A 24,382-nucleotide genomic window follows, 5' to 3' on the forward strand; every position below is an offset into this window, starting at 1 on the left:
TGCTTCATTCCTGTGTGACATACACTGATAAGAGGCGATTATCATAAGATAAGGGCATCTTACACTACACAGTCTCCTGCAACCTGAGTTAACATCTAAGCCACATTTCAAGCCGCGCATGAGTCGCGCGGTGACCACACCTGACAGGAGTATGTAATGTCTAAGCAACAGATCGGCGTCGTCGGCATGGCAGTGATGGGGCGCAACCTGGCGCTCAACATCGAAAGCCGTGGTTATACCGTCTCCGTGTTTAACCGCTCCCGTGAAAAGACCGAAGAAGTGATTGCCGAGAACCCGGGCAAGAAACTGGTGCCTTACTACACGGTGAAAGAGTTTGTTGAATCCCTCGAAACGCCTCGTCGTATCCTGTTAATGGTGAAAGCGGGCGCGGGTACCGATGCTGCCATTGATTCTCTGAAACCGTATCTGGATAAAGGCGACATCATCATTGATGGCGGAAATACTTTCTTCCAGGACACCATTCGTCGTAACCGAGAACTTTCTGCTGATGGTTTCAACTTTATCGGCACCGGTGTTTCCGGTGGCGAAGAGGGTGCGCTGAAAGGGCCGTCTATTATGCCTGGCGGACAGAAAGAAGCGTACGAATTGGTTGCGCCAATTCTGACTAAGATCGCCGCAGTTGCTGAAGATGGCGAACCTTGCGTGACTTACATCGGTGCAGATGGCGCAGGCCATTATGTGAAGATGGTACACAACGGCATTGAATATGGCGACATGCAACTTATTGCTGAGGCTTATTCCTTGTTGAAAGGTGGTCTGAATCTCTCTAATGAAGAACTGGCCAGCACCTTTACTGAGTGGAACAATGGTGAGCTGAGCAGCTACCTGATTGACATCACTAAAGACATCTTCACCAAAAAAGATGAAGAAGGTAAATACCTCGTTGATGTCATTCTGGACGAAGCGGCTAACAAAGGGACCGGTAAGTGGACCAGCCAGAGCTCTCTGGATCTCGGTGAACCGCTGTCTTTGATAACCGAATCGGTCTTTGCACGTTACATCTCCTCACTGAAAGATCAGCGCGTTGCTGCCTCTAAGGTCCTGACAGGTCCGAAAGCGCAACCCGCGGGTGATAAAGTTGAGTTTATTGAGAAAGTGCGCCGTGCGCTGTACCTCGGTAAAATCGTTTCCTATGCGCAGGGCTTCTCTCAGTTGCGTGCAGCGTCTGACGAGTACAACTGGGATCTGAATTACGGTGAAATCGCGAAGATTTTCCGTGCAGGCTGCATTATTCGTGCGCAGTTCCTGCAGAAGATCACGGACGCCTACGCGAAGAATGCAGGCATTGCCAATCTGCTGTTGGATCCCTACTTCAAAAACATCGCAGATGAATATCAGCAGGCGCTGCGTGATGTCGTCGCCTACGCCGTTCAGAATGGCATCCCGGTACCGACATTCTCTGCTGCTGTTGCCTACTACGACAGCTACCGTGCAGAGGTATTGCCGGCTAACTTGATCCAGGCACAACGTGATTACTTCGGTGCACATACCTATAAGCGTACTGATAAAGAAGGCGTGTTCCATACGGAATGGTTGGATTAATCTGATTCAGTCCCATTTTTGGAGCAAAGCCCGAAGAGATTCTTCGGGCTTTTTTATTGCGTGAAGACCCACATCACCGGGGGAGAAAGAGCATAGAGTTAAGAAAAGTAGGGTTATAATACGCGCTTTACTGCCTACCTCCTTACCTTGACAGGGAATCAGCATCAGGGTTACAACCCCTACAATTGTATCGGTTGTTGGGTGCTTTAGATCCCTTCAACATATTTAACCAGAAGAAGTCAGAGCTAATGAAGATAACAATTTCAGGAACAGGTTATGTCGGCCTCTCAAACGGCATTCTCATTGCGCAGAACCACGAAGTTGTCGCACTGGACATTGTGCAGGCTAAAGTGGATATGCTCAACAGGAAGCACTCACCAATTGTCGATAAAGAGATTGAAGAATATCTGGCAACTAAAGAACTCAATTTTCGTGCTACGACAGATAAATACGATGCGTACCAAAATGCCGATTTCGTTATAATTGCGACCCCAACAGACTATGACCCAAAGACTAATTATTTTAATACCTCAAGTGTTGAATCTGTAATTCGTGATGTGGTGGAAATTAATCCTAATGCAGTAATGATTATCAAATCAACAATTCCTGTCGGCTTCACTCGAGCTATTAAAGAACAGCTGGGAGTTGATAATGTAATTTTTTCTCCGGAGTTTCTGCGTGAAGGTAAGGCGCTCTATGACAATTTATATCCGTCGCGTATTGTCATTGGCGAGCGCTCTGAACGAGCAGAGCGGTTTGCCGCTTTGCTTCAGGAAGGAGCGGTGAAGCAAGATATCCCTACGCTGTTTACGGATTCTACCGAAGCAGAAGCGATAAAGCTTTTTGCCAACACCTATCTGGCGATGCGTGTGGCCTACTTTAACGAGCTCGATAGCTACGCTGAAAGTTTAGGTTTAAATACCCGCCAGATCATCGAGGGGGTTTGTCTGGATCCGCGTATTGGCAATCACTATAACAATCCCTCATTTGGTTACGGCGGTTATTGTCTGCCAAAAGATACGAAGCAGCTTTTGGCTAATTATCAGTCAGTCCCGAATAATATTATTTCCGCAATCGTTGATGCCAACCGTACTCGTAAAGACTTTATCGCTGATGCTATTCTCGCCAGAAAACCAAAGGTTGTGGGAATCTATCGTCTGATCATGAAAAGCGGCTCGGATAACTTCCGCGCATCTTCCATTCAGGGGATCATGAAGCGCATTAAAGCCAAAGGTGTGGAAGTGGTGATTTATGAACCGGTGATGCAGGAAGAGACGTTTTTTAACTCTCGTATCGAGCGTGATTTAACGCAGTTTAAGCAACAGGCGGACGTAATCATCTCGAATCGTATGGCTGAGGAACTCAAAGATGTGTCCGAAAAAGTCTATACCCGGGACCTCTTTGGCAGTGATTGAGCTGTAAGTAGAGGGGAAGGGAGTCCCTGATAATGGGTTAAAAACCTACCAGAATTTTCACAATCTTATCAATTTTCCTATGGCATAAATTACGTTTCCCGATAAACTGTGGCGTGAGTAGACCTTTCTTATTTAGGGCAATGATGACAGTGGAAAATAACAACGTGTCCGGGCGCAGTAACGAACCGGAACAGATTGATTTGATTGACTTAGTAATTCAAATATGGCGCGGAAAAGTGACAGTGATCCTCTGCGTTATCGTGGCTATCTTCTTGGCTGTAGGTTACCTGGCAATCGCGAAAGAGAAATGGACCTCGACGGCGATAATCACTCAACCGGACGCCGGTCAATTAGCGACCTATACCAATGCCATGAGTATCCTTTACGGTCAGGATGCGCCAAAAGTAAATGATGTTCAGTCGGGTGTTATTGGCCGTTTTAACTCGGCCTTTGCCGCGCTTTCTGAAATGCTCGATAATCAGGAAGAGCCAGAGAAATTGACCGTTGACGCATCTGTAAAAGGCCAGCCTCTTCCGTTGAAAGTCTCCTATCAGGCAACCTCGGCTGAATCCGCGCAAAAAACGCTGGCGCAGTACATTCAGCAGGTTGATGAAGCGGTATCCAAAGAAATTATCGTCGACCTTGATATGAGCATTAAAACTCGGACATCTGGCTTAGAACATTCACTTGAAGCGCAGGAAAAGGTGGCGAAAGAGCAAAAAACACTACGTATTGCGCAGATCAACCAGGCGCTCTCCGTAGCCAAACAGGCGAACATCAAGTTGCCACAGGTCCAGCAGGCCGATCAGGTCTCCCAGGACACCATGTTTATGCTGGGTAGCGATGCGCTTTCATCGATGGTTAATAACGAAGCGACTCGCCCGTTAACCTTTTCGGATGACTACTACCTGACCCGCCAGAACCTTTTAGCGGTTAAGGCGCTGAAGGTCGATACGGACAGCATTCATGCCTATCGTTACGTGATGAAACCAACGTTACCGATTCGTCGCGACAGTCCGAAAAGGGCAATTACTCTGATACTGGCGGCACTGCTCGGTGGGGTGATTGGCGCAGGTGTGGTACTGGGACGCAATGCGCTGCGTAACTACAAGCCAAAAGCACAGTAATCTGATTTATATAATAAAAAAACCGGGCCTTGCCCGGTTTTTTTACGCCTTAAGATCATTGATGCCGCTTGCGCAGATTCTCAATGACCGTTGTCAGGTCGAGATCCTGATCCTGCAGCAGAACCAGCAGGTGATACATCAAATCCGACGCTTCATTGGTCAGTTCGAATCGGTCATGCACCGTGGCGGCCAGTGCGGTTTCGACACCTTCTTCACCCACTTTTTGGGCGATACGCTTGGTGCCGCTGGCATAGAGTTTCGCGGTATAGGAACTCGCCGGGTCGGCCGTTTTTCGCTCGGCTAACAGTTGTTCAAGCTGATACAGGAACAGCCACTGGTGGCTGGTGTCACCAAAGCAGCTGCTGGTGCCTTTATGGCAGGTGGGTCCGATCGGATTCACCAGCACCAGCAGGGTATCGTTATCACAATCTGGCGCAATGCTGACGACGTTCAGAAAGTTTCCTGACGTCTCGCCTTTGGTCCACAGGCGCTGTTTGGTGCGTGAGAAGAAGGTGACTTTGCCGGTTGCAAGGGTTTTATCCAGCGCGTCTGGGTTCATATATCCCAGCATCAACACTTCACCGGACACCGCGTGCTGCACGACGACAGGCATCAGCCCGTCGGTTTTTTCCCAGTCCAGTTGGCTGCGTTGTTGCTCTGTTAACATATCCTGATCTCCACGCCCTGTGTTGCCAGGTACGCTTTTAATTCACCAATATTAATGATTTGCTTGTGGAAGACGGAGGCGGCAAGCGCACCGTCGACATCGGCATCGCGGAAGGCCTCAAGGAAATGTTCCATGGTGCCCGCGCCACCGGAAGCAATCAGCGGCACGCGGCACACTGCGCGCACCTTTTTCAACTGCTCCAGGTCGTAGCCGTTACGCACGCCGTCCTGGTTCATCATGTTAAGGACGATTTCGCCGGCACCGCGCTTTTGCACTTCCTGCACCCAGTCGAGGGTTTCCCAGGTGGTGACGCGGGTGCGGCTTTCATCGCCGGTATACTGATTGACATGATACTTGCCGGTTTGCGCGTCAAACCAGGTATCAATACCGACCACGATACACTGCACGCCAAAACGATCCGCCAGACGGCTAATCAGCGTCGGGTCAGCCAGCGCTGGCGAGTTGATGGAGATTTTATCTGCGCCAAACGAGAGAATTTTGGCCGCATCGTCGACCGACTTAATCCCACCCGCCACGCAGAAAGGGATGTCGATCACTTCCGCGACGCGCGAAACCCAGCTTTTATCGACCACACGGCCGTCGCTGGACGCGGTGATATCGTAGAACACCAACTCATCGGCACCTTCATCGGCATAGCGTTTTGCCAGCGGGACGATGTCTCCGATGATTTCGTGATTGCGGAACTGCACGCCTTTCACGACCTGACCATCGCGAACGTCGAGGCATGGGATTATACGTTTTGCCAGCATAGGATCGCCTCCTTAATGGTGAATTTACCCTCCAGCAGCGCACGTCCGACGATCACGCCGCGCACGCCAGTTCCGCGCAATGCGGCGACGTCGTTGATATCACCGATCCCGCCAGAAGACTGAAAGGCCACCTGTGGATATTTTTTGCAAACCTCTTCATACAAAGAGACGTTTGAGCCCGCCAGCGTGCCGTCGCGAGAAATATCCGTACAGAGCACATGTTTCAGGCCCACCGGTAGATAGGTTTCTACCAGTTCTTCGAGCGAAACGCCGGAGTTCTCCTGCCAGCCACTTACGGCTACCTGCTTGTTTCCCTGCTCATCAATACGTACATCCAGTGCGAGGACCAGCGCGTCGGCTCCAAAACGCTCGAACCAGCCTTTCACCATCTCCGGCGATTTTACCGCCGTGGAGCCGACCACCACGCGAGCGACACCCGCTGCCAGCAGCGCGGCGACGTCGTCTTCGGTGCGTACGCCACCGCCCACCTGAACCGGTACGTTCACGCCCGCGACCAGGGTTTTAATCAGTGGGATCTGCCGTTTCGCCGGATCTTTCGCACCCGTTAAATCAACCAGATGTAACACTTCGGCACCCTGTGCCGCGTAATCCTGCAAACGCGGTAGCGGGTCGCTGCCGTAATCACGCTGTTGCGCATAATCGCCCTGATGGAGACGCACGACGGTACCGTCGATCAAATCTAAAGCCGGAATAATCATCACATCTCCAGAAAGTTTTTCAGCAACTGCGCGCCAGCGGCACCGGAGCGCTCCGGGTGGAACTGCACGCCGAAGAAGTTATCTTTTTGCACGGCAGCAGTGAACGGTTCGCCGTAGTGGCACTGGGCGATGGTCCACGGATTGACCGGCATGGCGTAGCTGTGCACAAAGTAAAAATATGCCCCGTCCTCGATGCCCTGAAAAAGACGATTCCCGGCCTGCGGATAAACGCGGTTCCAACCCATATGCGGCAGCGGCAGACCGACGTCAGTCATCTTAGGTACATCCTGCTCGATGATGCCGAGCATATCGACGCCCCGTGTCTCTTCACTACGCCGTCCGAGGATCTGCATGCCGAGACAGATGCCCAGCACCGGCTGGGTACAGGCTTTAATCAGATCGATCAGTTCGCGTTCGCGTAACTGATCCATTGCCGCCTGCGCCGTACCGACGCCGGGCAGAAACAGTTTATCTGCGCGTAAGACCACATCCGGGTCGCGACTGACCACTGGGGAATAACCATGACGCGCGACGGCGGATTTCACCGAGTTCAGGTTGGCGCAGCCGGTGTCGAGGATCACCACGTTCATCACAGCACTCCTTTGGAGGAGGGAAGGGTATCACCTTCAACACGGATGGCCTGGCGCAGAGTACGACCGAAGGCTTTGAACAGGCTTTCCACACGGTGATGGTCGTTTTTGCCCTTGGTCTTCAGATGCAGCGTCACACCCATGGTGTAGGAGAGTGAGCGGAAGAAGTGTTCGATCATCTCGGTACTCAGATCGCCGACGCGCTGATAGGCGAACTCGGCACGGTATTCGAGGTGCGGACGTCCGGAGATATCCAGCGCGCAGCGCGCCAGGCATTCGTCCATTGGCAGCACAAAGCCAAAACGGTTGATGCCACGTTTATCGCCGAGCGCCAGTTTTAACGCTTCACCCAGCGCCAGACCGGTGTCTTCCACGGTGTGGTGATCGTCGATATAGAGATCGCCTTTGACGGTAATCTCCATGCGGAACCCGCCGTGTGTCGCAATTTGATCGAGCATATGGTCAAAGAAGCCGACGCCGGTGTTAATTTTGCTGCCGCCTTCACGGTCCAGCCACACTTTGACATCAATCTGCGTCTCTTTGGTTACGCGCTCAACGTGGGCGTAGCGATCGCGTTTCGTCAGTTGCTCGCCAATTGCCGTCCAGTTCAGCGTCTCGCGATGGTAACGGAGCCCGGTAATGCCCATGTTTTCAGCCAGTTGGATATCGGTAGCGCGATCGCCAATGACGTAGCTGTTGGCGCTGTCCATTGCCTGCTCAGCGAGGTAACGTTCGACCAGCTTCACTTTTGGCTTACGGCAGTCGCACTCGTCTGCGGGCAGATGCGGGCAGATCAGCACTTCATCAAACAGCACGCCCTGAGAGGTCAGGATTTGCATCATCAGATTGTGCGGGCCGTCGAAATCCGTCTGTGGAAAACTCGGCGTTCCCAGACCGTCCTGATTGGTGATCATCACCAGCTTAAAGCCCGCTTTTTGCAGCTTCAGCAGCACCGGCACAACGTCTGGCTCGAAGGCGAGCTTGTCAAAGCGATCCACCTGGAAATCGCTCGGCGGTTCGGAAATCAGAGTTCCATCACGATCGATAAAGAGATACTTCTGGCTCATACTTGCTCCGCACGTAAAGCGTCAATGACGCGCTGGCTTTCTTCACGGGTACCAACAGTAATACGCAGACAGCCGCTTAAAGAAGGTTGTTTGTTCTGGTCTCGTAAGATAATGCCCTGATCCCACAAAGATTTAAATACGCTGCTGGAGGCGGTGAAGCGCGCCAGAATGTAGTTGGTCTCGGAGTCGAAAACCTGTTCAACACAGGCAATCTCTTTAAGCGCATTCACCAGGTACTGACGCTCAAGCAGGATCTGCGCCACGCGTTCGCGCATCGCGTTGATGCCCTGTGGGCTGAGCGCCTGTTCGGCGATGTCAGCGACGGGCGTGGATAGCGGATAAGGGGCGATCACCTTCAGCAGCAGGTTAATCACCTCTTCGTTGGCCAGCGTAAAGCCACAGCGCAGACCGGCGAGGGCAAACGCTTTGGACAATGTGCGCAGAATGACCAGGTTAGGGTATTCGGAAAGCCAACCCGCCAGCGTTGCCTGCGGGCAGAACTCGATATAGGCCTCGTCGGCGACCACAATGGCTTTGCCGCGCGTCAGTTCCAGCAGCGTGCGCAGATCCTGCGGATTAATCAGTTGTCCGGTGGGGTTATTGGGGCTGCACACGTAAACAACCTTCACGCCATCCAGATTGTCAGAAATGCCCTGCATATCCAGCTGCCAGTCGGCGAGCGTGGAGACGGTGCGGCACTCGACGCCAATGGTCTCGGCGCTGACGCTATACATCCCATAGGTGGGCGGACAGAAGAGAATGGCGTCTTTCCCCGGTTCGCAGAAAGCGCGGATAAGCAGCTCAATACCTTCATCTGCGCCACGACTGACCAACACCTGCTCCGGTTTGACCCCGGCGTACTGCGCATAATTTTCAATCACCGCTTTCGGCTGGCATTCCGGGTAACGGTTCAGCGTTTGCCGGGTGAGTTGATAGTCAACCGCCGTCGGGAATTCGTTGGCATTGAGCCAGACGTCGCCGTTGCCGCCCAGACGACGAGCAGATTGATACGGCGTCAGATTGCGGACGTTTTCACGGGCTAAGTCGGTGACGCTGAACGTGTTTTCAGTGCTCATGCTTGCTCCTTCAGGGCGTTGACGCGCAGGGTGACGGCGTTTTTGTGAGCGGTCAGGCGCTCAGCCGCCGCCAGTGTCTCAATGGTTGAAGCCAGCGCGGAGAATCCCGCTTTAGACAGTTCCTGAACCGTCATGCGCTTCTGGAAATCCGCCAGTCCGAGGCTGGAACAGGTGGACGTATAGCCGTAGGTCGGCAGCACATGGTTCGTTCCGGAGGCGTAATCGCCCGCCGATTCCGGCGACCAGTCGCCAAGGAACACTGAACCGGCGCTGGTAACCTCATCAACCATTTCACGGGCATTGCGGGTCTGGATAATTAAGTGCTCAGGGCCATACAAATTAGAGATGGCAATACATTGCGCCAAATCCTTCGTCACTATCAGCCGACTGGCGCTGAGCGCCTGACGCGCCGTTTCTGCACGCGGGAGTTCAGCCAGTTGACGTTCAACGGCTTCGGCAACGCGACGGGCGATATCGGCATCCGGGGTCAGCAGAATCACCTGTGAGTCCGGGCCGTGCTCCGCCTGTGAAAGCAGATCGGAGGCGACGAAATCTGGCGTTGCGCCACTGTCAGCAATCACCAGCACTTCGGAAGGACCGGCTGGCATATCAATCGCTGCACCGTCGAGGCGCTGGCTGACCTGGCGCTTCGCTTCGGTCACAAACGCGTTTCCTGGGCCAAAAATTTTGTCCACCTTCGGCACGGATTCGCTGCCAAATGCCAGCGCGGCAATGGCCTGCGCGCCGCCGACGTTAAAGACTTCCTGCACGCCGCACAGTTGTGCCGCGTAGAGAATTTCATCGGCAATCGGCGGAGGGGAACACAACACCACCTTTTTACAGCCCGCAATGCGTGCCGGTGTGGCAAGCATCAGTACGGTAGAAAAGAGCGGGGCGGAGCCTCCTGGAATATATAAACCGACGGACGCCACCGGGCGCGTCACCTGCTGGCAGCGTACTCCTGGCAGGGTTTCCACATCGACGGGCGGTAATTTTTGCGCGTTGTGGAAGGTCTCAATGTTTTGCACCGCGACGGCCATGGCGTGCTTGAGATCGTCGCTCAGTCGTGCGCTGGCGGCGGTTATCTCTTCTGCGGTCACCTTCAGCGCCGCAACCTCAGTTTTATCAAACTTTGCGCTGTATTCGCGCAGGGCGTCATCGCCACGGGCTTTGACGTTATCCAGAATCTCGCTCACGGTACGAGTGATGCTGTCAGACGCGGAAATCGCCGGGCGCATCAGTAATTCACGCTGCTGCTCTGGGGAAGAGGTGTTCCAGTTAATGATTGTGCTAAAGCTCATGTCACTTTCCTTTTTATGCCGGATGACGCCTTGCTTATCCGGCCTACTGAACCCGTAGGCCCGGTAAACGAATGCGCCACCGGGCGCCGTCGCGTGCAATTATTCCATCATCTTCTCGATCGGCAGCACCAGAATCGAGCTGGCACCGAGCGCTTTCAGTTTCTCCATGGTCTCCCAGAACAGGGTTTCGCTGCTGACCATGTGCATTGCCACACGCTGCTGATCGCCGGCCAGCGGCAGAATGGTTGGGCGTTCCGCGCCCGGCAGCAGGGCGATCACCTCTTCCAGACGCTCGCTTGGCGCGTGCATCATGATGTACTTCGATTCGCGCGCCTGGATAACGCCCTGAATTCGGGTCAGCAGCTTATCGACCAGTTGCTGCTTGGCGTCGGTCATCTCGCCGTCACGCTGGATCAGGCAGGCTTTAGAGCGATAAATCACTTCCACTTCGCGAAGACCGTTGGCTTCCAGCGTTGCACCGGTCGAGACCAGATCGCAGATGGCATCGGCCAGACCAGCGCGTGGGGCCACTTCCACAGAACCGTTCAGGAGACAGGATTTAAAGGAGACACCTTTCTGGTCGAGATAACGTTTGAGCAGGTGGGGATAAGAGGTGGCGATACGTTTGCCATCAAGTGCGGCGGGACCATCCCAGGTTTCATCAACTGGCGTGGCCAGAGAAAGACGACAACCGCCGAAGTCGAGACGACGCAGGGTAAAGTAACGCGGATCTTCGCCCTGGGCGCGGCGGTTCAGCAATTCCTCTTCCAGAACGTTCTCACCGATGATGCCCAGGTCAACGACGCCGTCCATCACCAGACCGGGGATATCGTCGTCACGCACACGCAGAATATCAATCGGCATATTCTCTGCCATCGCAATCAGGCGCTGGGTGTGTAAGTTAATTTTAATCCCGCAGCGAGCGAGTAATTCGCGTGAGTCATCGCTCAAACGACCTGATTTCTGAATAGCTATGCGTAAACGGGTGTTATCTAACATTCTCTTTTCCTCTTTATCCTGTCTGAACCTGTCTGAATTGCGCACCAAAAAAAAAGCCCCCGGAAGAAATCTTCCGGGGGCTTTCTCATACGTTCATGCACCACTGGAAGATCTGAATGTCTCCCAGCACACATCGCCTGAAAGACTAGTCAGGGTGATGGTGATGATGGTGGTGTTTAAATTGAACGCGTGTCATAAAATTCTCGATGAATGCTTATTCATTTGATGCCTTTTAACCTAAACCACTTTAACGCTTTAAAGCAAGCGCTTTTTTTAATTCCTATTTATAGTATGAATTGTCAGTCTTAAAACGCTGGCGTAGCCTTATAGACATAGTGCTGGAGTCAGGAGAAAACGGATGAAAAAGGTCGCAGTTGTCGGTTTAGGATGGTTAGGCATGCCGCTGGCGATGTCGCTCACTGCCAGGGGCTGGCGGGTGACGGGGAGCAAAACCACCCAGGATGGCGTGGAAGCGGCCAGAATGAGCGGGATAGAAGGGTATCCGCTACGGCTCGAGCCTGAACTGGTGTGCGAAACAGATGACCTGGATGCGCTGATGGATGTTGATGCGCTGGTGATTACTTTACCAGCCCGTCGCAGTGGTCCTGGCGAAGAGTTCTATCTGCAGGCCATGCAGGAGCTGGTGGACAGCGCGCTGGCTTACCGTATTCCGCGCATTATCTTTACCAGTTCGACCTCCGTCTATGGTGACGTGCAAGGGACAGTGAAAGAGGGAACGGTGCGTAATCCGGTCACCGCCAGCGGTCGCGTGTTAAAAGAACTGGAAGACTGGTTGCATAATTTACCGGGTACGTCGGTCGATATTCTGCGTCTGGCCGGACTGGTAGGGCCTGGACGTCATCCGGGGCGCTTTTTCGCCGGTAAAACAGCTCCTGACGGCGAGCACGGCGTCAATCTGGTTCATCTGGAAGATGTCATTGCCGCCATTACCCTGTTGTTACAGGCACCAAAAGGGGGACACATCTATAATATATGTGCGCCTTCGCATCCTGCCCGCAATGTATTCTATCCGCAGATGGCGCGTCTGCTGGGAATGGAACCGCCGCAGTTCCGTGATTCCATGGATAACGGTAAAGGTAAAATTATAGATGGCAGCCGGATCTGTAATGAGCTTGGGTTTGAATACCAGTATCCCGATCCGCTGGTGATGCCGTTGGAGTAATGCTTACCTCCAGCAGTTAGTCGCCATACACCGCAAGGGGGCGTGTATGAAACCACTGCTGGATGTGCTCATCATTCTCGATGCCCTTGAAAAAGAGGGCAGCTTTGCGGCCGCGTCGGCCAAACTGTATAAGACGCCGTCTGCACTCAGCTATACCGTCCACCGCCTGGAAAGCGACCTCAACATTCAGATCCTCGATCGCAGCGGCCATCGCGCCCGGTTCACGCGTACCGGGCAAATGCTGCTGGAAAAAGGGCGCGAAGTCCTGCATACCGTGCGGGAACTGGAAAAGCAGGCAATTAAACTCCACGAAGGTTGGGAAAATGAGCTGGTGATTGGCGTAGACGATACGTTCCCCTTTTCTCTGCTTGCCCCACTGATTGAATCTTTTTATCAACATCACAGCGTCACGCGTCTGAAGTTCATTAACGGCGTGCTGGGAGGATCGTGGGATGCGCTGACCCAGGGCAGGGCGGACATTATTGTCGGTGCGATGCATGAACCGCCCTCATCCAGCGACTTTAGCGTTGCGCGTCTGGGCGAACTGGAACAGGTCTTCGCTGTCGCGCCGCACCATCCTTTGGCTCAGGAGGCAGAGCCGTTGAGCCGCAGTACCATCAAACGCTATCGCGCAATTGTGGTCGGTGACAGTTCGTCTCTCTCTTCTGCATCCGCGACGCAACTGCTTGATGACCAGGAGGCGATCACCGTCTTCGATTTTAAAACCAAACTGGAACTGCAAATCAGCGGTCTGGGTTGCGGTTATCTTCCACGCTATCTGGCACAGCGCTTCCTGGAAAGTGGGGCGCTGATCGAGAAAAAAGTGGTAGCACAAATGCTCTTTGAACCGGTGTGGATGGGATGGAATGAGCAGACGGCGGGGCTTGCCAGCGCCTGGTGGCGGGATGCAATTTTAGCAAATAGTGCTATTGCCGGCGTCTACACAAAAGACGAGACAAACAAATCAAACAGTTAAGAAAAAATAGTTCACGACAAGCCTCTCATTCTCTTGTCTTTTCGCCTCATTTTAGTGCACAATGCGCCGCTTGCAAAAAATGACATTAACCGACGTTTTCATACGCGTCGGTTATTTTTTTGCATCAAACCAATCATTCATACAAAGAGGCCGGGCTTCGTACCGGATAGATATTTACTAAAAACCGACAGTTGTTGTCGCTGAGGAATCCAGAAAATGGGGCAATTTTTTGCTTACGCGACGGCATTCGCCGTAAAGGGGAATGACCATGTCGCATAACGCTACTCCAAAAACCTCTCGCGTGGAATTGCGTAAAACGCTTACGCTGATTCCGGTTGTCATGATGGGTCTTGCCTATATGCAGCCGATGACGCTGTTCGATACGTTTGGTATCGTTTCGGGCCTCACTGACGGTCATGTTGCAACGGCGTACGCCTTTGCGCTGATCGCTATTCTTTTTACTGCGTTGAGCTACGGTAAACTGGTTCGCCGTTTCCCGTCTGCTGGCTCGGCGTATACCTATGCCCAGAAATCCATTAGCCCGACCGTTGGCTTCATGGTGGGTTGGTCATCCCTGCTGGACTACCTGTTCATGCCGATGATCAACATCCTGCTGGCTAAAATTTACTTTGAAGCGCTGGTGCCGTCCGTGCCGTCGTGGATCTTTGTTGTCGCGCTGGTGGCCTTTATGACCATCTCTAACCTGCGCAGCATCAAGACCGTGGCGAACTTCAATACCCTGATTGTGATCCTGCAGATGGGCATTGTGGCGGTGATTGTTGGCCTGATCATCTACGGTGTTTCGAACGGCGAAGGTGCCGGTACGCTGACCAGTACCCGTCCGTTCTGGTCGGAAGGCGCGCATGTTGTGCCGATGATTACCGGGGCAACGATTCTGTGCTTCTCATTCCTGGGCTTCGACGGTATCTCTTCGCTGTCTGAAGAGACCAAAGATGCAGAACGCGTGATCCCGAAAGCTATCTTCCTGACGGCGCTGATTGGTGGTCTGGTGTTCATCGGCGCTTCATACTTCCTGCAACTGTACTTCCCGGATATCTCTCGCTTTAAGGATCCGGATGCGTCTCAGCCGGAAATCATGCTGTACGTGGCGGGTAAAACTTTCCAGTGGGGCGTGCTGATTTTCTCCAGCGTGACCGTTCTGGCTTCCGGTATGGCAGCACATGCAGGCGTCTCTCGTCTGATGTACGTAATGGGCCGTGACGGTGTATTCCCGACGCGTTTCTTCGGCTACATTCATCCGAAGTGGCGCACCCCGGCATGGAACGTGCTGCTGGTGGGGGCGATTGCCCTGATGGCGATTAAGTTTGACCTGGTAACGGCGACGGCGCTGATCAACTTCGGTGCGCTGGTGGCATTTACCTTCGTGAACCTGTCTGTGATTTCACAGTTCTGGATCCGCGAAAAACGCAACAAGACGCTGAAAGACCATTTCAACTATCTGGTGCTGCCGGTATGTGGCGCGCTGACCGTTGGCGCTCTGTGGATCAACCTGGAAGAGAGTTCCATGGTTCTGGGGCTGATCTGGGCCGGTATCGGTCTGGTGTATCTGGCTTGCGTGACCAAAAGCTTCCGCAACCCGGTTCCGCAGTACGAAGATATCGCACAGTAATTCATAACGTCTGTAGGTCCGGTAAGCGAAGCGCCACCGGGCAGGAAGCCGGAGTTAACCACTCCGGCTTTTTTTATGTCGTTGGTTTATTTCCAGTCATTATTCATAACCATTCGTTCTAAATTAGAGAATTTGGTTATTGGTTCCCCGTCGCGTGGTCAGGAATAATTTCCTGATTGATATTCTTCAGGCTAACTAATTTATGTTTTCAATGATTTTGAGCGGGGTTATCTGCGGCGCGCTGCTGGGTTTTGTGATGCAACGCGGTCGATTCTGTCTGACCGGTGGTTTCCGCGATATGGTTATCGCCAAAAACAATCGCATGTTCTATGCGCTGCTGATCGCGATTTCCGTACAGAGCGTCGGTGCCTTTGCGCTGATTCAGGCGGGAGTAATCCGCTATGATGCTGGCGCGTTCCCGTGGCTCGGCACCGTTGTCGGTGGCTACATCTTCGGGATTGGGATTGTCTATGCGGGGGGATGTGCCACCGGAACCTGGTATCGTGCGGGTGAGGGGCTAATCGGCAGCTGGATTGCGCTGGCGACCTACATGGTGATGAGCGCGGTAATGCGTTCGCCTCATGCCAGCGGTTTAAACCAGACGCTGAAGGCGTACAGCACGGAGCACAACTCTATTGCCGACACGATGAACCTCTCCGTCTGGCCGCTGATTGCGGTTCTGCTGGTCGTGACGCTCTGGGTGGTCAGCAAAGAGCTGAAAAAGCCAAAGCTGAAGGTGACCTCTTTACCGCCGCGCCGTACCGGGCTTGCCCATATTCTGTTTGAAAAACGCTGGCACCCGTTCGTGACGGCGGTGCTGATCGGTCTTATCGCGCTGCTGGCATGGCCGCTGAGCGAAGCCACCGGGCGTATGTTTGGGCTTGGGATCACCTCGCCGACGGCTAACATCCTGCAGTTTTTGGTGGCGGGAGACAGCAAATTCCTCAACTGGGGCGTTTTCCTGGTGCTGGGGATTTTCCTCGGTTCGTTCATTGCGGCAAAAGCCAGTCGTGAATTCCGCGTACGGGCAGCCGATGCGCCAACGACGCTGCGCAGTGGTTTCGGCGGGATCCTGATGGGCTTTGGCGCCAGCATCGCCGGCGGCTGTTCTATCGGCAATGGTCTGGTGATGACGGCGATGATGACCTGGCAGGGCTGGATTGGCCTGGTATTTATGATCCTTGGCGTCTGGACCGCGTCGTGGATTGTGTTTGTACGACCGCAGCGTAAAGCCCGTCTGGCAACCGCTGCGGCAAATTAAGCGTAAGGATTAATGATGGCAATTAAAAAACTGGACGTGGTCACGCAGGTTTGTCCGTTTCCACTGATTGAAGCAAAAGCCGCGCTGGCCGAGATGGCGAGCGGTGACGAACTGGTGATTGAGTTTGACTGCACCCAGGCGACCGAAGCGATCCCTCAATGGGCTGCAGAGGAAGGGCATGCGATTACAGATTATCAGCAGGTTGGCGATGCCGCCTGGAGCATCACCGTACAGAAAGCGTGATAACAGGCCCTCCGCCGTGGCGCGGAGGGCGAATCTCAGACAATCTCTTCCGCGTACTGCCACAGCGCCTTCAGTAGCGCCTGCTTCTCTTTATCATCCGCATATTCCTGATATAACACCTGCAACTCATCGGCGTAGTGCTGTAAATATTCCGGCGTAAAGACCTGGCGACGGTGTTCCAGCCAGCGCTGCTGTTCCGCTTCATCCAGCGTTCCGGGGAAGTTACGCGCCCGATAGTTGAACAACAGTTTTTCAATACGCGGATCGACAAAGGTGATATCCAGTGCCGGCAGATTCTGCGGGTCGGTTTCCAGCACAATCTTCATGGCCGCCCGGTCAGCATCGCTGAAGAAGCCGTTATAGAGCTGGGCATCGACGTTGTCAGACGGCGTGAATGGTTCCGCTTCAGCAAAGACGGCGACCACTTTGTCACGCACCTGCGGATTTTCACGCAGTACTTTCAAATTATCGAGGCAGTGCTGGCGATTAATGCCCAGACGGTCAGCATCTTCCGGGCGCAACGTGTTCGCCTGCGCCAGCACCGGACATTTGTTGATGTGTACCAGTTTCAGGGGAACGGCGGCGTTATCGCCCAGACTGGCTTTGGCGGTGTACAGACGCTCGCGCAGGGTGTCGCTGTCCAGTTCCAGCAGCGGCGAAATATCACCGGCCAGGTCAACCATAATCACCGCATTGCGGTTATCCGGATGCCAGGCCAGAGGCGCAACCCAACTGGTATTGCCGCGCCATGCGCCAAACATACCGGAAACATGCACCAGTGGCTTCATTTGCGGCACATCTATCAGCGCGGCCAGCTTGTGCTTGTTGCGGTGCGTATAGAGATACTCAAACAGACGCGGCTGACGTGACTTCACCAGTTGTGCCATGGCAATGGTGGCATAGACGTCCGCCATCGCATCGTGCGCATTGCTGTGTTCGATACCATTCGCTTTCGTCAGATGCTCCAGGCGAAAACTGGGGAGCCCGTCGTCATTTTCCGGCCAGTTGATGCCTTCCGGGCGCAGGGCATAGCAGGCGCGCATAACGTCCAGCAGATCCCAGCGTGAATTATCATGCTGCCAGCTCCACGCGTAAGGATCGTAGAAGTTGCGGTACAGCACGTTACGCGTGACTTCGTCGTCGAAACGCACGTTGTTGTAGCCAATAATGCAGGTTTTCGGCACCGTAAACAGTGCGTGGATCCGCGCGGCAAACGCAGCTTCATTATCACCTTTCTCCCGCGCTTCCTGTGGGGTGATTCCGGTGACCATCACAGCACCTGGTTGAGGCAAATAGTCATCCGCCGGTTTGCAGTAAAACACCTCTGGTTCGCCGATAACGTTGAATTCGCTATCGGTACGCAGGGCGGCAAATTGCGCTGGTCTGTCGAGCGCCGGGTGAATGCCAAAGGTTTCGTAATCGTGGAAGAGAAAGGTGGGTTGCTGCTTGCCGTCATTCATAAATAAGTGGGTTCCGTGACTTCTGGTTGCGCGCTGCCTGGACTGCACAGAGTACCAAAGTTCGACGCGGTAATCAGCCTGACTCGCCGTGAAGCAATAAAGAAACTCGCGACCGGAAACGCGTTCATAACAACGAAAGAGAGAAAACTATGCGATAAGTCACATTTCCTTGCAATTAATCCCTGTTTGTTTTGCCAGTTTTCCGTAAAAAGGACGGCTCTTTTGGAACACCTGAGGACATGCTGTTGAAACCCCGTCTGTTTATTGCCGCTTCTTTACTCGCGATTAATCTCTCTTCTGCTTTTGCCGCGAGTTCGGCCAGTTTTGCGCCCCCTCCGCCCAGCATTGAGGCCGGTTCGTGGGTGCTTATGGATTACACCACGGGGCAAATTCTCACTGCGGGTAATGAACATCAGCAGCGCAATCCTGCCAGCCTGACCAAGCTGATGACCGGTTATGTTGTCGACCGCGCCATTGACAGCCAGCGCATTACGCCGGATGACATGGTCACGGTGGGACACGACGCGTGGGCAAAAGACAATCCGGTTTTCGTCGGCTCCTCGCTCATGTTCCTCAAAGAAGGTGATCGGGTATCCGTGCGCGACTTAAGCCGTGGATTGATTGTCGATTCCGGTAACGACGCCTGCGTTGCGCTGGCTGACTATATTGCCGGTGGACAGCCGCAGTTTGTCGCCATGATGAATAATTACGTCAATAAGCTCAATTTACATGATACTCATTTTGAGACGGTTCACGGGCTGGATGCCCCCGGTCAGCACAGCTCGGCTTACGATCTGGCGGTATTGTCCCGGGCCATCATTCATGGCGAGCCTGAGTTCTATCATATGTACAGTGAGAAAAGTCTCACCTGGAACGGCATTACGCAACAGAACCGTAATGGGCTGCTGTGGGACAAAACCCTGAACGTTGATGGGCTCAAAACCGGCCACACCTCGGGCGCGGGCTTCAATCTGATTGCCTCTGCGGTGGATGGCCAGCGCCGACTGATTGCCGTAGTGATGGGGGCGAATAGCCCGAAAGGGCGTGAGGAGCAGGCCCGCAAACTGCTCCTCTGGGGGCAACAACATTTCGACACGGTGCAGATCCTGCGCAGCGGTAAGCAGGTTGGGACGGAGCGTATCTGGTACGGCGATAAAGAGAACATCGCGTTAGGCACCGAACAAGATTTCTGGATGGCGCTGCCGAAGGCGGAAATCCCGAACATCAAAGCGAAGTACATCCTGGATAAGAAGGAACTGGAAGCACCGCTCGCCGCGCATCAGCGGGTCGGAGAAATTGAGCTCTACGACCGTGACAAACTGGTCGCCCACTGGCCTCTGGTGACGCTGGAAGCGGTAGGCAAGGGGGACGTCCTTTCGCGTCTGAGTGATTATTTTCATCATAAAGCCTGACGATCTCTGGCAGGAGACTGGCAGGAGTTCGGCTCTGCTCACATAATAATCACAAATCTCTTGTGGCTGTTATTCAGGCTTAGTTACACTGTATATAAATACAGTGTAACAATGGAGGCAACATGAACTACGAGATCAGACACGCTGACAAGCGCACCGTTGCAGGTTTCCACCTGGTGGGACCGTGGGAACAAACGGTGAAACAAGGCTTTGACCAGTTGATGATGTGGGTGGATGACAAGCAGGTTGTGACGCAAGAATGGATCGCCGTTTACTTCGACAATCCAGATGAAGTGCCTGCCGAGAAACTGCGCTGTAGTACAGTCGTTTCGGTGCCCGCTGATTTTGTCATACCGGAAAACAGCGAAGGCGTGACGCTCAGTGAAATCGATGGCGGTCAATATGCGACGGCGGTTGCGCGCGTCGACAATAATGATTTTGCGACGCCATGGCATCAGTTATTTAATAGCCTGATGCAGGATCAAAAGTATGAAATGACGTGCAAACCCTGCTTTGAAGTCTATCTGAACAACGGTTGCGAAGACGGTTACTGGGATATCGAGATGTATATATCGGTACAATCTGTCACGAAGTAAGCATAAAACCAGGCGGACCGGCGCTGAGCGACTACGCTTAGCGAGATGTCCTGTCCGCTGCGGTGATCCTCTGCGCGTAAAAACAGGTACAATCTGTTTTTGTCTTTGCCTGACGGAGTGCGTGAGTGCGTGCCGATAAGTCACTGAGTCCATTTGAAATCCGCCTGTATCGCCATTACCGCATTGTGCATGGTATTCGCATCGCGTTGGCCTTCATCCTGACCTTTTTACTTGTTCGCCTGTTTAACATTCCTGAAGGGACGTGGCCTCTGATTACGCTGGTGGTGATCATGGGGCCAATCTCGTTCTGGGGAAACGTGGTTCCCCGAGCGTATGAACGGATCGGTGGCACGATCCTCGGGTCGGCGCTGGGTCTGGTGGCGCTGCGCCTCGAGCTTTTCTCATTGCCGCTGATGCTGCTCTGGTGTGCGGCGGCCATGTTTCTGTGTGGATGGCTCGCGTTAGGTAAAAAACCGTATCAGGCGCTTTTAATTGGCATCACGCTGGCCGTGGTGGTGGGCGCTCCTGCAGGCGATATGGAGACCGCGCTCTGGCGCGGCGGCGATGTCATTCTCGGGTCGCTTCTCGCCATGCTGTTCACCGGAATCTGGCCGCAGCGCGCCTTTATCCACTGGCGAATCCAACTGGCACATTGCGTAACGGCCTATAACCGGGTGTATCAGGCTGCACTGTCGCCCAATCTGTTAGAACGTCCTCGGTTGGATAAACATCTGCAACAGCTCCTGGCTGACGTGGTAAAAATGCGCGGGCTTATCACTCCCGCGAGCAAAGAAACGCGCATCCAGAAATCTATTTTTGAAGCCATTCAGACCGTCAACCGTAACCTGGTCTGCATGCTCGAATTGCAGATCAATGCCCTGTGGGCGACCCGTGAGAGCCATTTCGTCATGCTTAACGCCCATACGCTGCGGGAAACGCAGAAAATGACCCAGCAGGCGCTACTGACGATTGCGCATGCGTTGTTTGAAGGCAATCCGCAACCGATTCTCGCGAACAGTGAAAAACTGAATGAGACCGTTAACGAACTGCGCACGCTGATACGCCAGCATGATGAACATAATGTGGCCGAAACGCCGATTCATGGCTATGTCTGGCTCAGTCTGGAAACCGCCCGTCAACTGGAGCTGCTGTCGCATCTTATCTGCCGCGCACTGCGCAAATAAAAAGCAGGTAAGGGGAATGCTGCCGCTGCTGCTTCGATTCAGCAAGGAATAAGGGTATGATGGAAACCAGAATGAAGCCATTGTCATTTGTGGCTGCGAAAAGTAATGTTAGCCCTATCGTTTAAACGAATCCGACTCTCACATTATCAGGGGTGTAAAAATGGAAACTACCAAGCCATCTTTCCAGGACGTGCTGGAATTTGTCCGTCTGTTCCGTCGTAAAAACAAACTGCAGCGTGAAATCCAGGACGTTGAGAAAAAGATCCGTGACAACCAGAAACGTGTTCTGCTGCTGGACAACCTGAGCGATTACATCAAGCCGGGTATGAGCGTTGAAGCTATTCAGGGCATTATCGCCAGCATGAAAAGCGACTATGAAGATCGCGTTGATGACTACATCATCAAAAATGCAGAGATCTCCAAAGAACGCCGCGACATCTCCAAAAAGCTGAAAGCAATGGGCGAAATGAAAAACGGCGACGCGAAAGCGGAGTAACGCTTGTGTGCAGTGAGGATCCGCAATGCGATCCTCACTGAAGTTTTACGCCGCCGCTGACCATCCGTAACAGGTGCTGTTCTGGCCAGTGTTCGGTCAGTCTGTTTTTTGCCAGTAGCCACTTAACATAGTCCACATCGTGTCGCTGTCTGTCGAGCATCAGTCCGACGACGCTGCCGCTGTGCGCCACGTTCACGCCGTATAAATCGCACTCTTCAACCAGCGACAATAGCGCATCGAAATCGGGTTTCGGCAACAGCATCTGGCTGGCGATGGCGCTCAGTGTCGCCGCCTCTCCCATGCGATACGGATTTTGCTCCGCACAAGCTTCCTGTACTTTTTCCCACGCCCGCTTCAGCGCAGGCGCGCCAGCATGCAAACCGGCCTGCCGCGGAATGCGGTGATAGTCGGCGGTGCGTAAAGTTTGCGGGCTTTCCAGCACGAGGAGGTCCAGCGCGGGTTGAGAATCGCAGGGGATTTGCGTCGAAGCATCGTTGTGGTCAAACAGCGTTAGCTGTTGAAAAACGGTGCTGTCAGTCGGTTCCAGCGAGACGCAAAGTTGCGCGAGCGTGGATTCATCCAGTTGATGACCGAGATGCTGCGCAGTAGCGACGGCTGTTGCGGCGATATCCGCCGTACTGCTGGCCATACCTTTTGCTATCGGGATAGTTGAATGGATCGAAACACGAATATCCTGGCTCAGGTGCGCGGGGTAGTTCCAGTGTTCAAGGAGTCGGTTGACCATCGCCCGGGAAAGAGGGCGCTCGTCCGCTAAAGGAGAACCGGTACAGACCTCGACGGTGCTGTACCAGTCAACCGGGCAGGAGACCAGTTTCTCGCTGCCCATAATCCAGCCCTGAATAAGCTCTCCGCATGACGCGGGGCACTGCGCAACAGCCACGTTATCACCTTTCTGCTCGACAATCCTCGGCGCATAGTGTCATGGCGATTTCGCTATTACCATGATTTGCCGCAATTTGTGCGGCGCGAACTCAGGCCGACACGGCGAAAGTTTCTGATTCTGCGAGAGCAATCCGCATCACGTCCTGGGCTATCATCAGCTCTTCATTGGTGTTGATGACCGCCACTTTGACGATCGCGTTTTCCGCCTGAATAAAGGTTGCATTCCGTTGGTTCTTCTCTTCGTCTATGGCAAGACCCAGGAAGTGCAGATTCTGACAGATTGCCGCTCTGGCGCGCGCCGAGTTTTCCCCGATACCACCGGTAAACACCAGCGCATCCAGTCCACCCATTTGCATGATATAGCTGCCAATCGTGGCGCGAATACGCTCCGCAAACAGCGACAGTGCGAGAGCCGCGCGGGGATTCCCGGCGTCAGCAGCCTGCTCAACGTCACGATAGTCATGCGAGACGCCCGAAACGCCAAGCAGCCCGGATTCATTGTTCAGCAGGTGATTGAGCTGCTGTGGCGTCTTGCCTTCACGCTGGGCAACCCAGGGTAAGATGGACGGGTCGATATCCCCGCTGCGGGTTCCCATCATTACGCCAGACTGCGGGGTGAAGCCCATCGATGTATTAACCGACTTTCCGCCCTTAATCGCGCAAATACTGCTGCCGTTGCCCAGATGACAACACACGACGCGCAGTGCGCTAAGCGGTACACCAAGCCTTTCGGCGAGTGTCGTACTGACATACTTATGGCTGGTCCCGTGGAAACCGTAGCGGCGGATACCAAACTCCGCGTAATACCGCCACGGAAGCGGATAGATATAGGCAGGTTCTTCCAGCGTTTGATGAAACGCGGTATCAAAAACGGCAACTGAAGGTACGTCGGGCAGCAACTGGTGAAACACGTTGATGCCAAGCAGGTTAACCGGGTTATGCAAGGGCGCCAGTTCGGCAAGGCGTTCAATTTCCGCCAGCGATTCATCGGTCACGCGCACGGAATCCTTAAACGATTCCCCGCCATGCGCCACGCGATGACCGACACCCTCGATATCCTGCAGGCTGGTGATAATACCGTGGCTAATCAGCATTTCGAGAAGTAGGGTCACCGCCTCACGATGATCGGCAACCGGCGTGGTTTGCTGCCATTTTTGATCCTGCGCTTTCAGGGTGATCCGGGCATCCGGCAGACCGATACGCTCAATGAGCCCCTGACACAGCAAATCGCCCTGCGGCATGTCCAGCAACTGAAATTTAAGGGACGAGCTGCCCGCGTTGATCGCCATTATTTTGTGAGACATGAAGATTCCTTTTGGTTCAGAAAGGCAAACAGTTCATCAAGACCGGAATGGTTGACGGCGCTGGTCACGAAGACGCGCCGTGCGCCGGCCTGCTCCAGCCACCCGGTGACCTGCGCAATTTTCTGCGGGTTCGCTAAATCTGATTTGGTCACCACGCCGAATGCCGGTCTGTTCATCGGTGCAGTAAAGCCGGGGGAGAAAGGTGACCACTGCGCATCGCTATTAAGCACCAGCGCAATGACATCCGCCTCGCAGGCGCTTGCCAGCAGTGCGCTGTACAGACAACGGTTTTCCAGATATTCGCCAGGGGTGTCGATAGTTTCGGCAGACCAGACAATCGCCTGCGTTTTCTGATACTCGAGAGCCTCGCCGCGCAGACACTGCGTCAGCGAGGTCTTACCGCACTGGCTGGGGCCAATCAACATCATGCGCTGCATAAC

At 53.7% G+C, this 24,382-nt stretch carries 26 protein-coding genes and 1 other annotated feature; of the genes, 13 read left to right on the forward strand and 13 right to left on the reverse strand.

The genetic code is table 11. The features are described from left to right. Window positions 1–156 precede the first annotated feature (156 nt). From gndA to wzzB, 3 genes are all read left to right on the forward strand, one after another. Entirely contained in the window at window positions 157–1,563 is a 1,407-nt protein-coding gene (gndA, locus tag GBC03_14080; GenBank protein QFS71261.1) for an NADP-dependent phosphogluconate dehydrogenase, read from the forward strand. A 248-nt stretch (window positions 1,564–1,811) separates the two neighbouring features. Beyond that, on the forward strand, window positions 1,812–2,978 hold the full coding sequence (locus GBC03_14085; GenBank protein QFS71262.1) for a UDP-glucose 6-dehydrogenase: 1,167 nt from the start codon (window positions 1,812–1,814) through the stop codon (window positions 2,976–2,978). A 143-nt stretch (window positions 2,979–3,121) separates the two neighbouring features. Continuing rightward, window positions 3,122–4,105, forward strand: coding sequence for an LPS O-antigen chain length determinant protein WzzB (gene wzzB, locus GBC03_14090; GenBank protein QFS73999.1), 984 nt, complete (start codon window positions 3,122–3,124; stop codon window positions 4,103–4,105). Window positions 4,106–4,160: 55 nt separating this feature from the next. On the opposite strand, the gene GBC03_14095 is transcribed toward wzzB, so the two are convergent. The 9 genes from GBC03_14095 to GBC03_14135 form a co-directional block, all read right to left on the reverse strand. Next, window positions 4,161–4,772, reverse strand: coding sequence for a bifunctional phosphoribosyl-AMP cyclohydrolase/phosphoribosyl-ATP diphosphatase HisIE (locus GBC03_14095; GenBank protein ID QFS71263.1), 612 nt, complete (start codon window positions 4,770–4,772; stop codon window positions 4,161–4,163). Continuing rightward, the gene (hisF, locus tag GBC03_14100; GenBank protein QFS71264.1) at window positions 4,766–5,542 is read right to left on the reverse strand and encodes an imidazole glycerol phosphate synthase subunit HisF; all 777 of its coding nucleotides are present in this window, start codon (window positions 5,540–5,542) and stop codon (window positions 4,766–4,768) included. Before hisF ends, GBC03_14095 begins: the two co-directional genes overlap by 7 nt. Next, window positions 5,524–6,261, reverse strand: coding sequence for a 1-(5-phosphoribosyl)-5-[(5-phosphoribosylamino)methylideneamino]imidazole-4-carboxamide isomerase (gene hisA / locus GBC03_14105; protein ID QFS71265.1), 738 nt, complete (start codon window positions 6,259–6,261; stop codon window positions 5,524–5,526). Before hisA ends, hisF begins: the two co-directional genes overlap by 19 nt. After that, window positions 6,261–6,851, reverse strand: a complete 591-nt coding sequence (hisH, locus tag GBC03_14110) for an imidazole glycerol phosphate synthase subunit HisH (GenBank protein QFS71266.1) — start codon at window positions 6,849–6,851, stop codon at window positions 6,261–6,263. The genes hisA and hisH overlap by 1 nt, the downstream gene beginning before the upstream one ends. Continuing rightward, window positions 6,851–7,918 (reverse strand): bifunctional histidinol-phosphatase/imidazoleglycerol-phosphate dehydratase HisB, encoded by a 1,068-nt coding sequence (gene hisB / locus GBC03_14115; protein QFS71267.1) that lies wholly within the window; start codon window positions 7,916–7,918, stop codon window positions 6,851–6,853. The genes hisH and hisB overlap by 1 nt, the downstream gene beginning before the upstream one ends. Further along, window positions 7,915–8,994, reverse strand: a complete 1,080-nt coding sequence (gene hisC / locus GBC03_14120; protein QFS71268.1) for a histidinol-phosphate transaminase — start codon at window positions 8,992–8,994, stop codon at window positions 7,915–7,917. The genes hisB and hisC overlap by 4 nt, the downstream gene beginning before the upstream one ends. Beyond that, on the reverse strand, window positions 8,991–10,295 hold the full coding sequence (gene hisD / locus GBC03_14125) for a histidinol dehydrogenase (protein ID QFS71269.1): 1,305 nt from the start codon (window positions 10,293–10,295) through the stop codon (window positions 8,991–8,993). The genes hisC and hisD overlap by 4 nt, the downstream gene beginning before the upstream one ends. A gap of 99 nt (window positions 10,296–10,394) precedes the next feature. Then, complete coding sequence (gene hisG / locus GBC03_14130) at window positions 10,395–11,294, reverse strand: ATP phosphoribosyltransferase (protein QFS71270.1); 900 nt, start codon at window positions 11,292–11,294, stop codon at window positions 10,395–10,397. 47 nt (window positions 11,295–11,341) lie between these two features. Beyond that, window positions 11,342–11,464: a sequence feature (His leader region), on the reverse strand. Continuing rightward, entirely contained in the window at window positions 11,440–11,490 is a 51-nt protein-coding gene (locus tag GBC03_14135) for a his operon leader peptide (protein ID QFS74000.1), read from the reverse strand. It overlaps the preceding feature by 25 nt. A gap of 162 nt (window positions 11,491–11,652) precedes the next feature. Between GBC03_14135 and GBC03_14140 the strand changes: the two genes are divergently transcribed. From GBC03_14140 to GBC03_14165, 6 genes are all read left to right on the forward strand, one after another. Continuing rightward, window positions 11,653–12,477, forward strand: coding sequence for an NAD-dependent epimerase/dehydratase family protein (locus GBC03_14140; protein ID QFS71271.1), 825 nt, complete (start codon window positions 11,653–11,655; stop codon window positions 12,475–12,477). A gap of 46 nt (window positions 12,478–12,523) precedes the next feature. Continuing rightward, on the forward strand, window positions 12,524–13,453 hold the full coding sequence (locus GBC03_14145) for a LysR family transcriptional regulator (GenBank protein QFS71272.1): 930 nt from the start codon (window positions 12,524–12,526) through the stop codon (window positions 13,451–13,453). Window positions 13,454–13,669: 216 nt separating this feature from the next. Beyond that, window positions 13,670–13,732: a membrane protein YoeI gene (gene yoeI, locus GBC03_14150; protein QFS74001.1), complete on the forward strand. Its 63-nt coding sequence runs from the start codon at window positions 13,670–13,672 to the stop codon at window positions 13,730–13,732. Beyond that, the gene (locus tag GBC03_14155; protein ID QFS71273.1) at window positions 13,716–15,083 is read left to right on the forward strand and encodes an amino acid permease; all 1,368 of its coding nucleotides are present in this window, start codon (window positions 13,716–13,718) and stop codon (window positions 15,081–15,083) included. The genes yoeI and GBC03_14155 overlap by 17 nt, the downstream gene beginning before the upstream one ends. Before the next feature lie 202 nt (window positions 15,084–15,285). Beyond that, complete coding sequence (locus GBC03_14160) at window positions 15,286–16,344, forward strand: YeeE/YedE family protein (GenBank protein ID QFS71274.1); 1,059 nt, start codon at window positions 15,286–15,288, stop codon at window positions 16,342–16,344. A 15-nt stretch (window positions 16,345–16,359) separates the two neighbouring features. After that, a complete protein-coding gene (locus GBC03_14165; GenBank protein QFS74002.1) occupies window positions 16,360–16,587 on the forward strand; it encodes a hypothetical protein in 228 nt (75 codons plus the stop codon). A gap of 35 nt (window positions 16,588–16,622) precedes the next feature. Here GBC03_14165 and sbcB read toward each other — a convergent pair whose 3' ends face one another. After that, complete coding sequence (gene sbcB, locus GBC03_14170; GenBank protein ID QFS71275.1) at window positions 16,623–18,047, reverse strand: exodeoxyribonuclease I; 1,425 nt, start codon at window positions 18,045–18,047, stop codon at window positions 16,623–16,625. Window positions 18,048–18,286: 239 nt separating this feature from the next. On the opposite strand from sbcB, the gene dacD reads away from it, so the two are divergent. The 4 genes from dacD (at window position 18,287) to GBC03_14190 (ending at window position 21,735) form a co-directional block, all read left to right on the forward strand. Next, on the forward strand, window positions 18,287–19,459 hold the full coding sequence (gene dacD, locus GBC03_14175) for a serine-type D-Ala-D-Ala carboxypeptidase DacD (protein ID QFS71276.1): 1,173 nt from the start codon (window positions 18,287–18,289) through the stop codon (window positions 19,457–19,459). 122 nt (window positions 19,460–19,581) lie between these two features. Further along, window positions 19,582–20,055 (forward strand): DNA gyrase inhibitor SbmC, encoded by a 474-nt coding sequence (sbmC, locus tag GBC03_14180; GenBank protein ID QFS71277.1) that lies wholly within the window; start codon window positions 19,582–19,584, stop codon window positions 20,053–20,055. A gap of 125 nt (window positions 20,056–20,180) precedes the next feature. Next, window positions 20,181–21,239 carry an FUSC family protein gene (locus GBC03_14185; GenBank protein ID QFS71278.1) on the forward strand — a complete coding sequence of 353 codons (1,059 nt, stop codon included), beginning with the start codon at window positions 20,181–20,183 and terminating at the stop codon, window positions 21,237–21,239. Between the two features lie 160 nt (window positions 21,240–21,399). Then, window positions 21,400–21,735, forward strand: a complete 336-nt coding sequence (locus GBC03_14190; protein ID QFS71279.1) for a DUF496 family protein — start codon at window positions 21,400–21,402, stop codon at window positions 21,733–21,735. A gap of 34 nt (window positions 21,736–21,769) precedes the next feature. On the opposite strand, the gene GBC03_14195 is transcribed toward GBC03_14190, so the two are convergent. The 3 genes from GBC03_14195 to pduV all read right to left on the reverse strand — a co-directional run bounded on the left by GBC03_14195 (window position 21,770) and on the right by pduV (window position 24,379). Next, entirely contained in the window at window positions 21,770–22,636 is an 867-nt protein-coding gene (locus GBC03_14195) for an L-threonine kinase (protein ID QFS71280.1), read from the reverse strand. A gap of 91 nt (window positions 22,637–22,727) precedes the next feature. Next, window positions 22,728–23,942, reverse strand: a complete 1,215-nt coding sequence (locus GBC03_14200) for an acetate/propionate family kinase (protein ID QFS71281.1) — start codon at window positions 23,940–23,942, stop codon at window positions 22,728–22,730. Then, window positions 23,927–24,379 (reverse strand): propanediol utilization protein PduV, encoded by a 453-nt coding sequence (gene pduV, locus GBC03_14205; GenBank protein ID QFS71282.1) that lies wholly within the window; start codon window positions 24,377–24,379, stop codon window positions 23,927–23,929. The genes GBC03_14200 and pduV overlap by 16 nt, the downstream gene beginning before the upstream one ends. Window positions 24,380–24,382 lie beyond the last annotated feature (3 nt).

This window comes from Citrobacter telavivensis (assembly GCA_009363175.1).
Taxonomy (GTDB): domain Bacteria; phylum Pseudomonadota; class Gammaproteobacteria; order Enterobacterales; family Enterobacteriaceae; genus Citrobacter_A; species Citrobacter_A telavivensis.

What these genes read in the sequence shown, in the direction of transcription:
- sbmC (QFS71277.1), top strand. Translation starts at nt 19,582, where the DNA reads ATGAACTACGAGATCAGACACGCTGACAAGCGCACCGTTGCAGGTTTC.
- gndA (QFS71261.1), top strand. Translation starts at nt 157, where the DNA reads ATGTCTAAGCAACAGATCGGCGTCGTCGGCATGGCAGTGATGGGGCGC.
- hisH (QFS71266.1), bottom strand. Translation starts at nt 6,851, where the DNA reads ATGAACGTGGTGATCCTCGACACCGGCTGCGCCAACCTGAACTCGGTG.
- wzzB (QFS73999.1), top strand. Translation starts at nt 3,122, where the DNA reads ATGACAGTGGAAAATAACAACGTGTCCGGGCGCAGTAACGAACCGGAA.
- GBC03_14165 (QFS74002.1), top strand. Translation starts at nt 16,360, where the DNA reads ATGGCAATTAAAAAACTGGACGTGGTCACGCAGGTTTGTCCGTTTCCA.
- GBC03_14160 (QFS71274.1), top strand. Translation starts at nt 15,286, where the DNA reads ATGTTTTCAATGATTTTGAGCGGGGTTATCTGCGGCGCGCTGCTGGGT.
- GBC03_14145 (QFS71272.1), top strand. Translation starts at nt 12,524, where the DNA reads ATGAAACCACTGCTGGATGTGCTCATCATTCTCGATGCCCTTGAAAAA.
- hisG (QFS71270.1), bottom strand. Translation starts at nt 11,294, where the DNA reads ATGTTAGATAACACCCGTTTACGCATAGCTATTCAGAAATCAGGTCGT.
- GBC03_14095 (QFS71263.1), bottom strand. Translation starts at nt 4,772, where the DNA reads ATGTTAACAGAGCAACAACGCAGCCAACTGGACTGGGAAAAAACCGAC.
- GBC03_14200 (QFS71281.1), bottom strand. Translation starts at nt 23,942, where the DNA reads ATGTCTCACAAAATAATGGCGATCAACGCGGGCAGCTCGTCCCTTAAA.
- dacD (QFS71276.1), top strand. Translation starts at nt 18,287, where the DNA reads ATGCTGTTGAAACCCCGTCTGTTTATTGCCGCTTCTTTACTCGCGATT.
- hisB (QFS71267.1), bottom strand. Translation starts at nt 7,918, where the DNA reads ATGAGCCAGAAGTATCTCTTTATCGATCGTGATGGAACTCTGATTTCC.
- hisC (QFS71268.1), bottom strand. Translation starts at nt 8,994, where the DNA reads ATGAGCACTGAAAACACGTTCAGCGTCACCGACTTAGCCCGTGAAAAC.
- GBC03_14155 (QFS71273.1), top strand. Translation starts at nt 13,716, where the DNA reads ATGACCATGTCGCATAACGCTACTCCAAAAACCTCTCGCGTGGAATTG.
- hisF (QFS71264.1), bottom strand. Translation starts at nt 5,542, where the DNA reads ATGCTGGCAAAACGTATAATCCCATGCCTCGACGTTCGCGATGGTCAG.
- hisD (QFS71269.1), bottom strand. Translation starts at nt 10,295, where the DNA reads ATGAGCTTTAGCACAATCATTAACTGGAACACCTCTTCCCCAGAGCAG.
- sbcB (QFS71275.1), bottom strand. Translation starts at nt 18,047, where the DNA reads ATGAATGACGGCAAGCAGCAACCCACCTTTCTCTTCCACGATTACGAA.
- hisA (QFS71265.1), bottom strand. Translation starts at nt 6,261, where the DNA reads ATGATTATTCCGGCTTTAGATTTGATCGACGGTACCGTCGTGCGTCTC.
- GBC03_14190 (QFS71279.1), top strand. Translation starts at nt 21,400, where the DNA reads ATGGAAACTACCAAGCCATCTTTCCAGGACGTGCTGGAATTTGTCCGT.
- GBC03_14140 (QFS71271.1), top strand. Translation starts at nt 11,653, where the DNA reads ATGAAAAAGGTCGCAGTTGTCGGTTTAGGATGGTTAGGCATGCCGCTG.
- pduV (QFS71282.1), bottom strand. Translation starts at nt 24,379, where the DNA reads ATGCAGCGCATGATGTTGATTGGCCCCAGCCAGTGCGGTAAGACCTCG.
- GBC03_14085 (QFS71262.1), top strand. Translation starts at nt 1,812, where the DNA reads ATGAAGATAACAATTTCAGGAACAGGTTATGTCGGCCTCTCAAACGGC.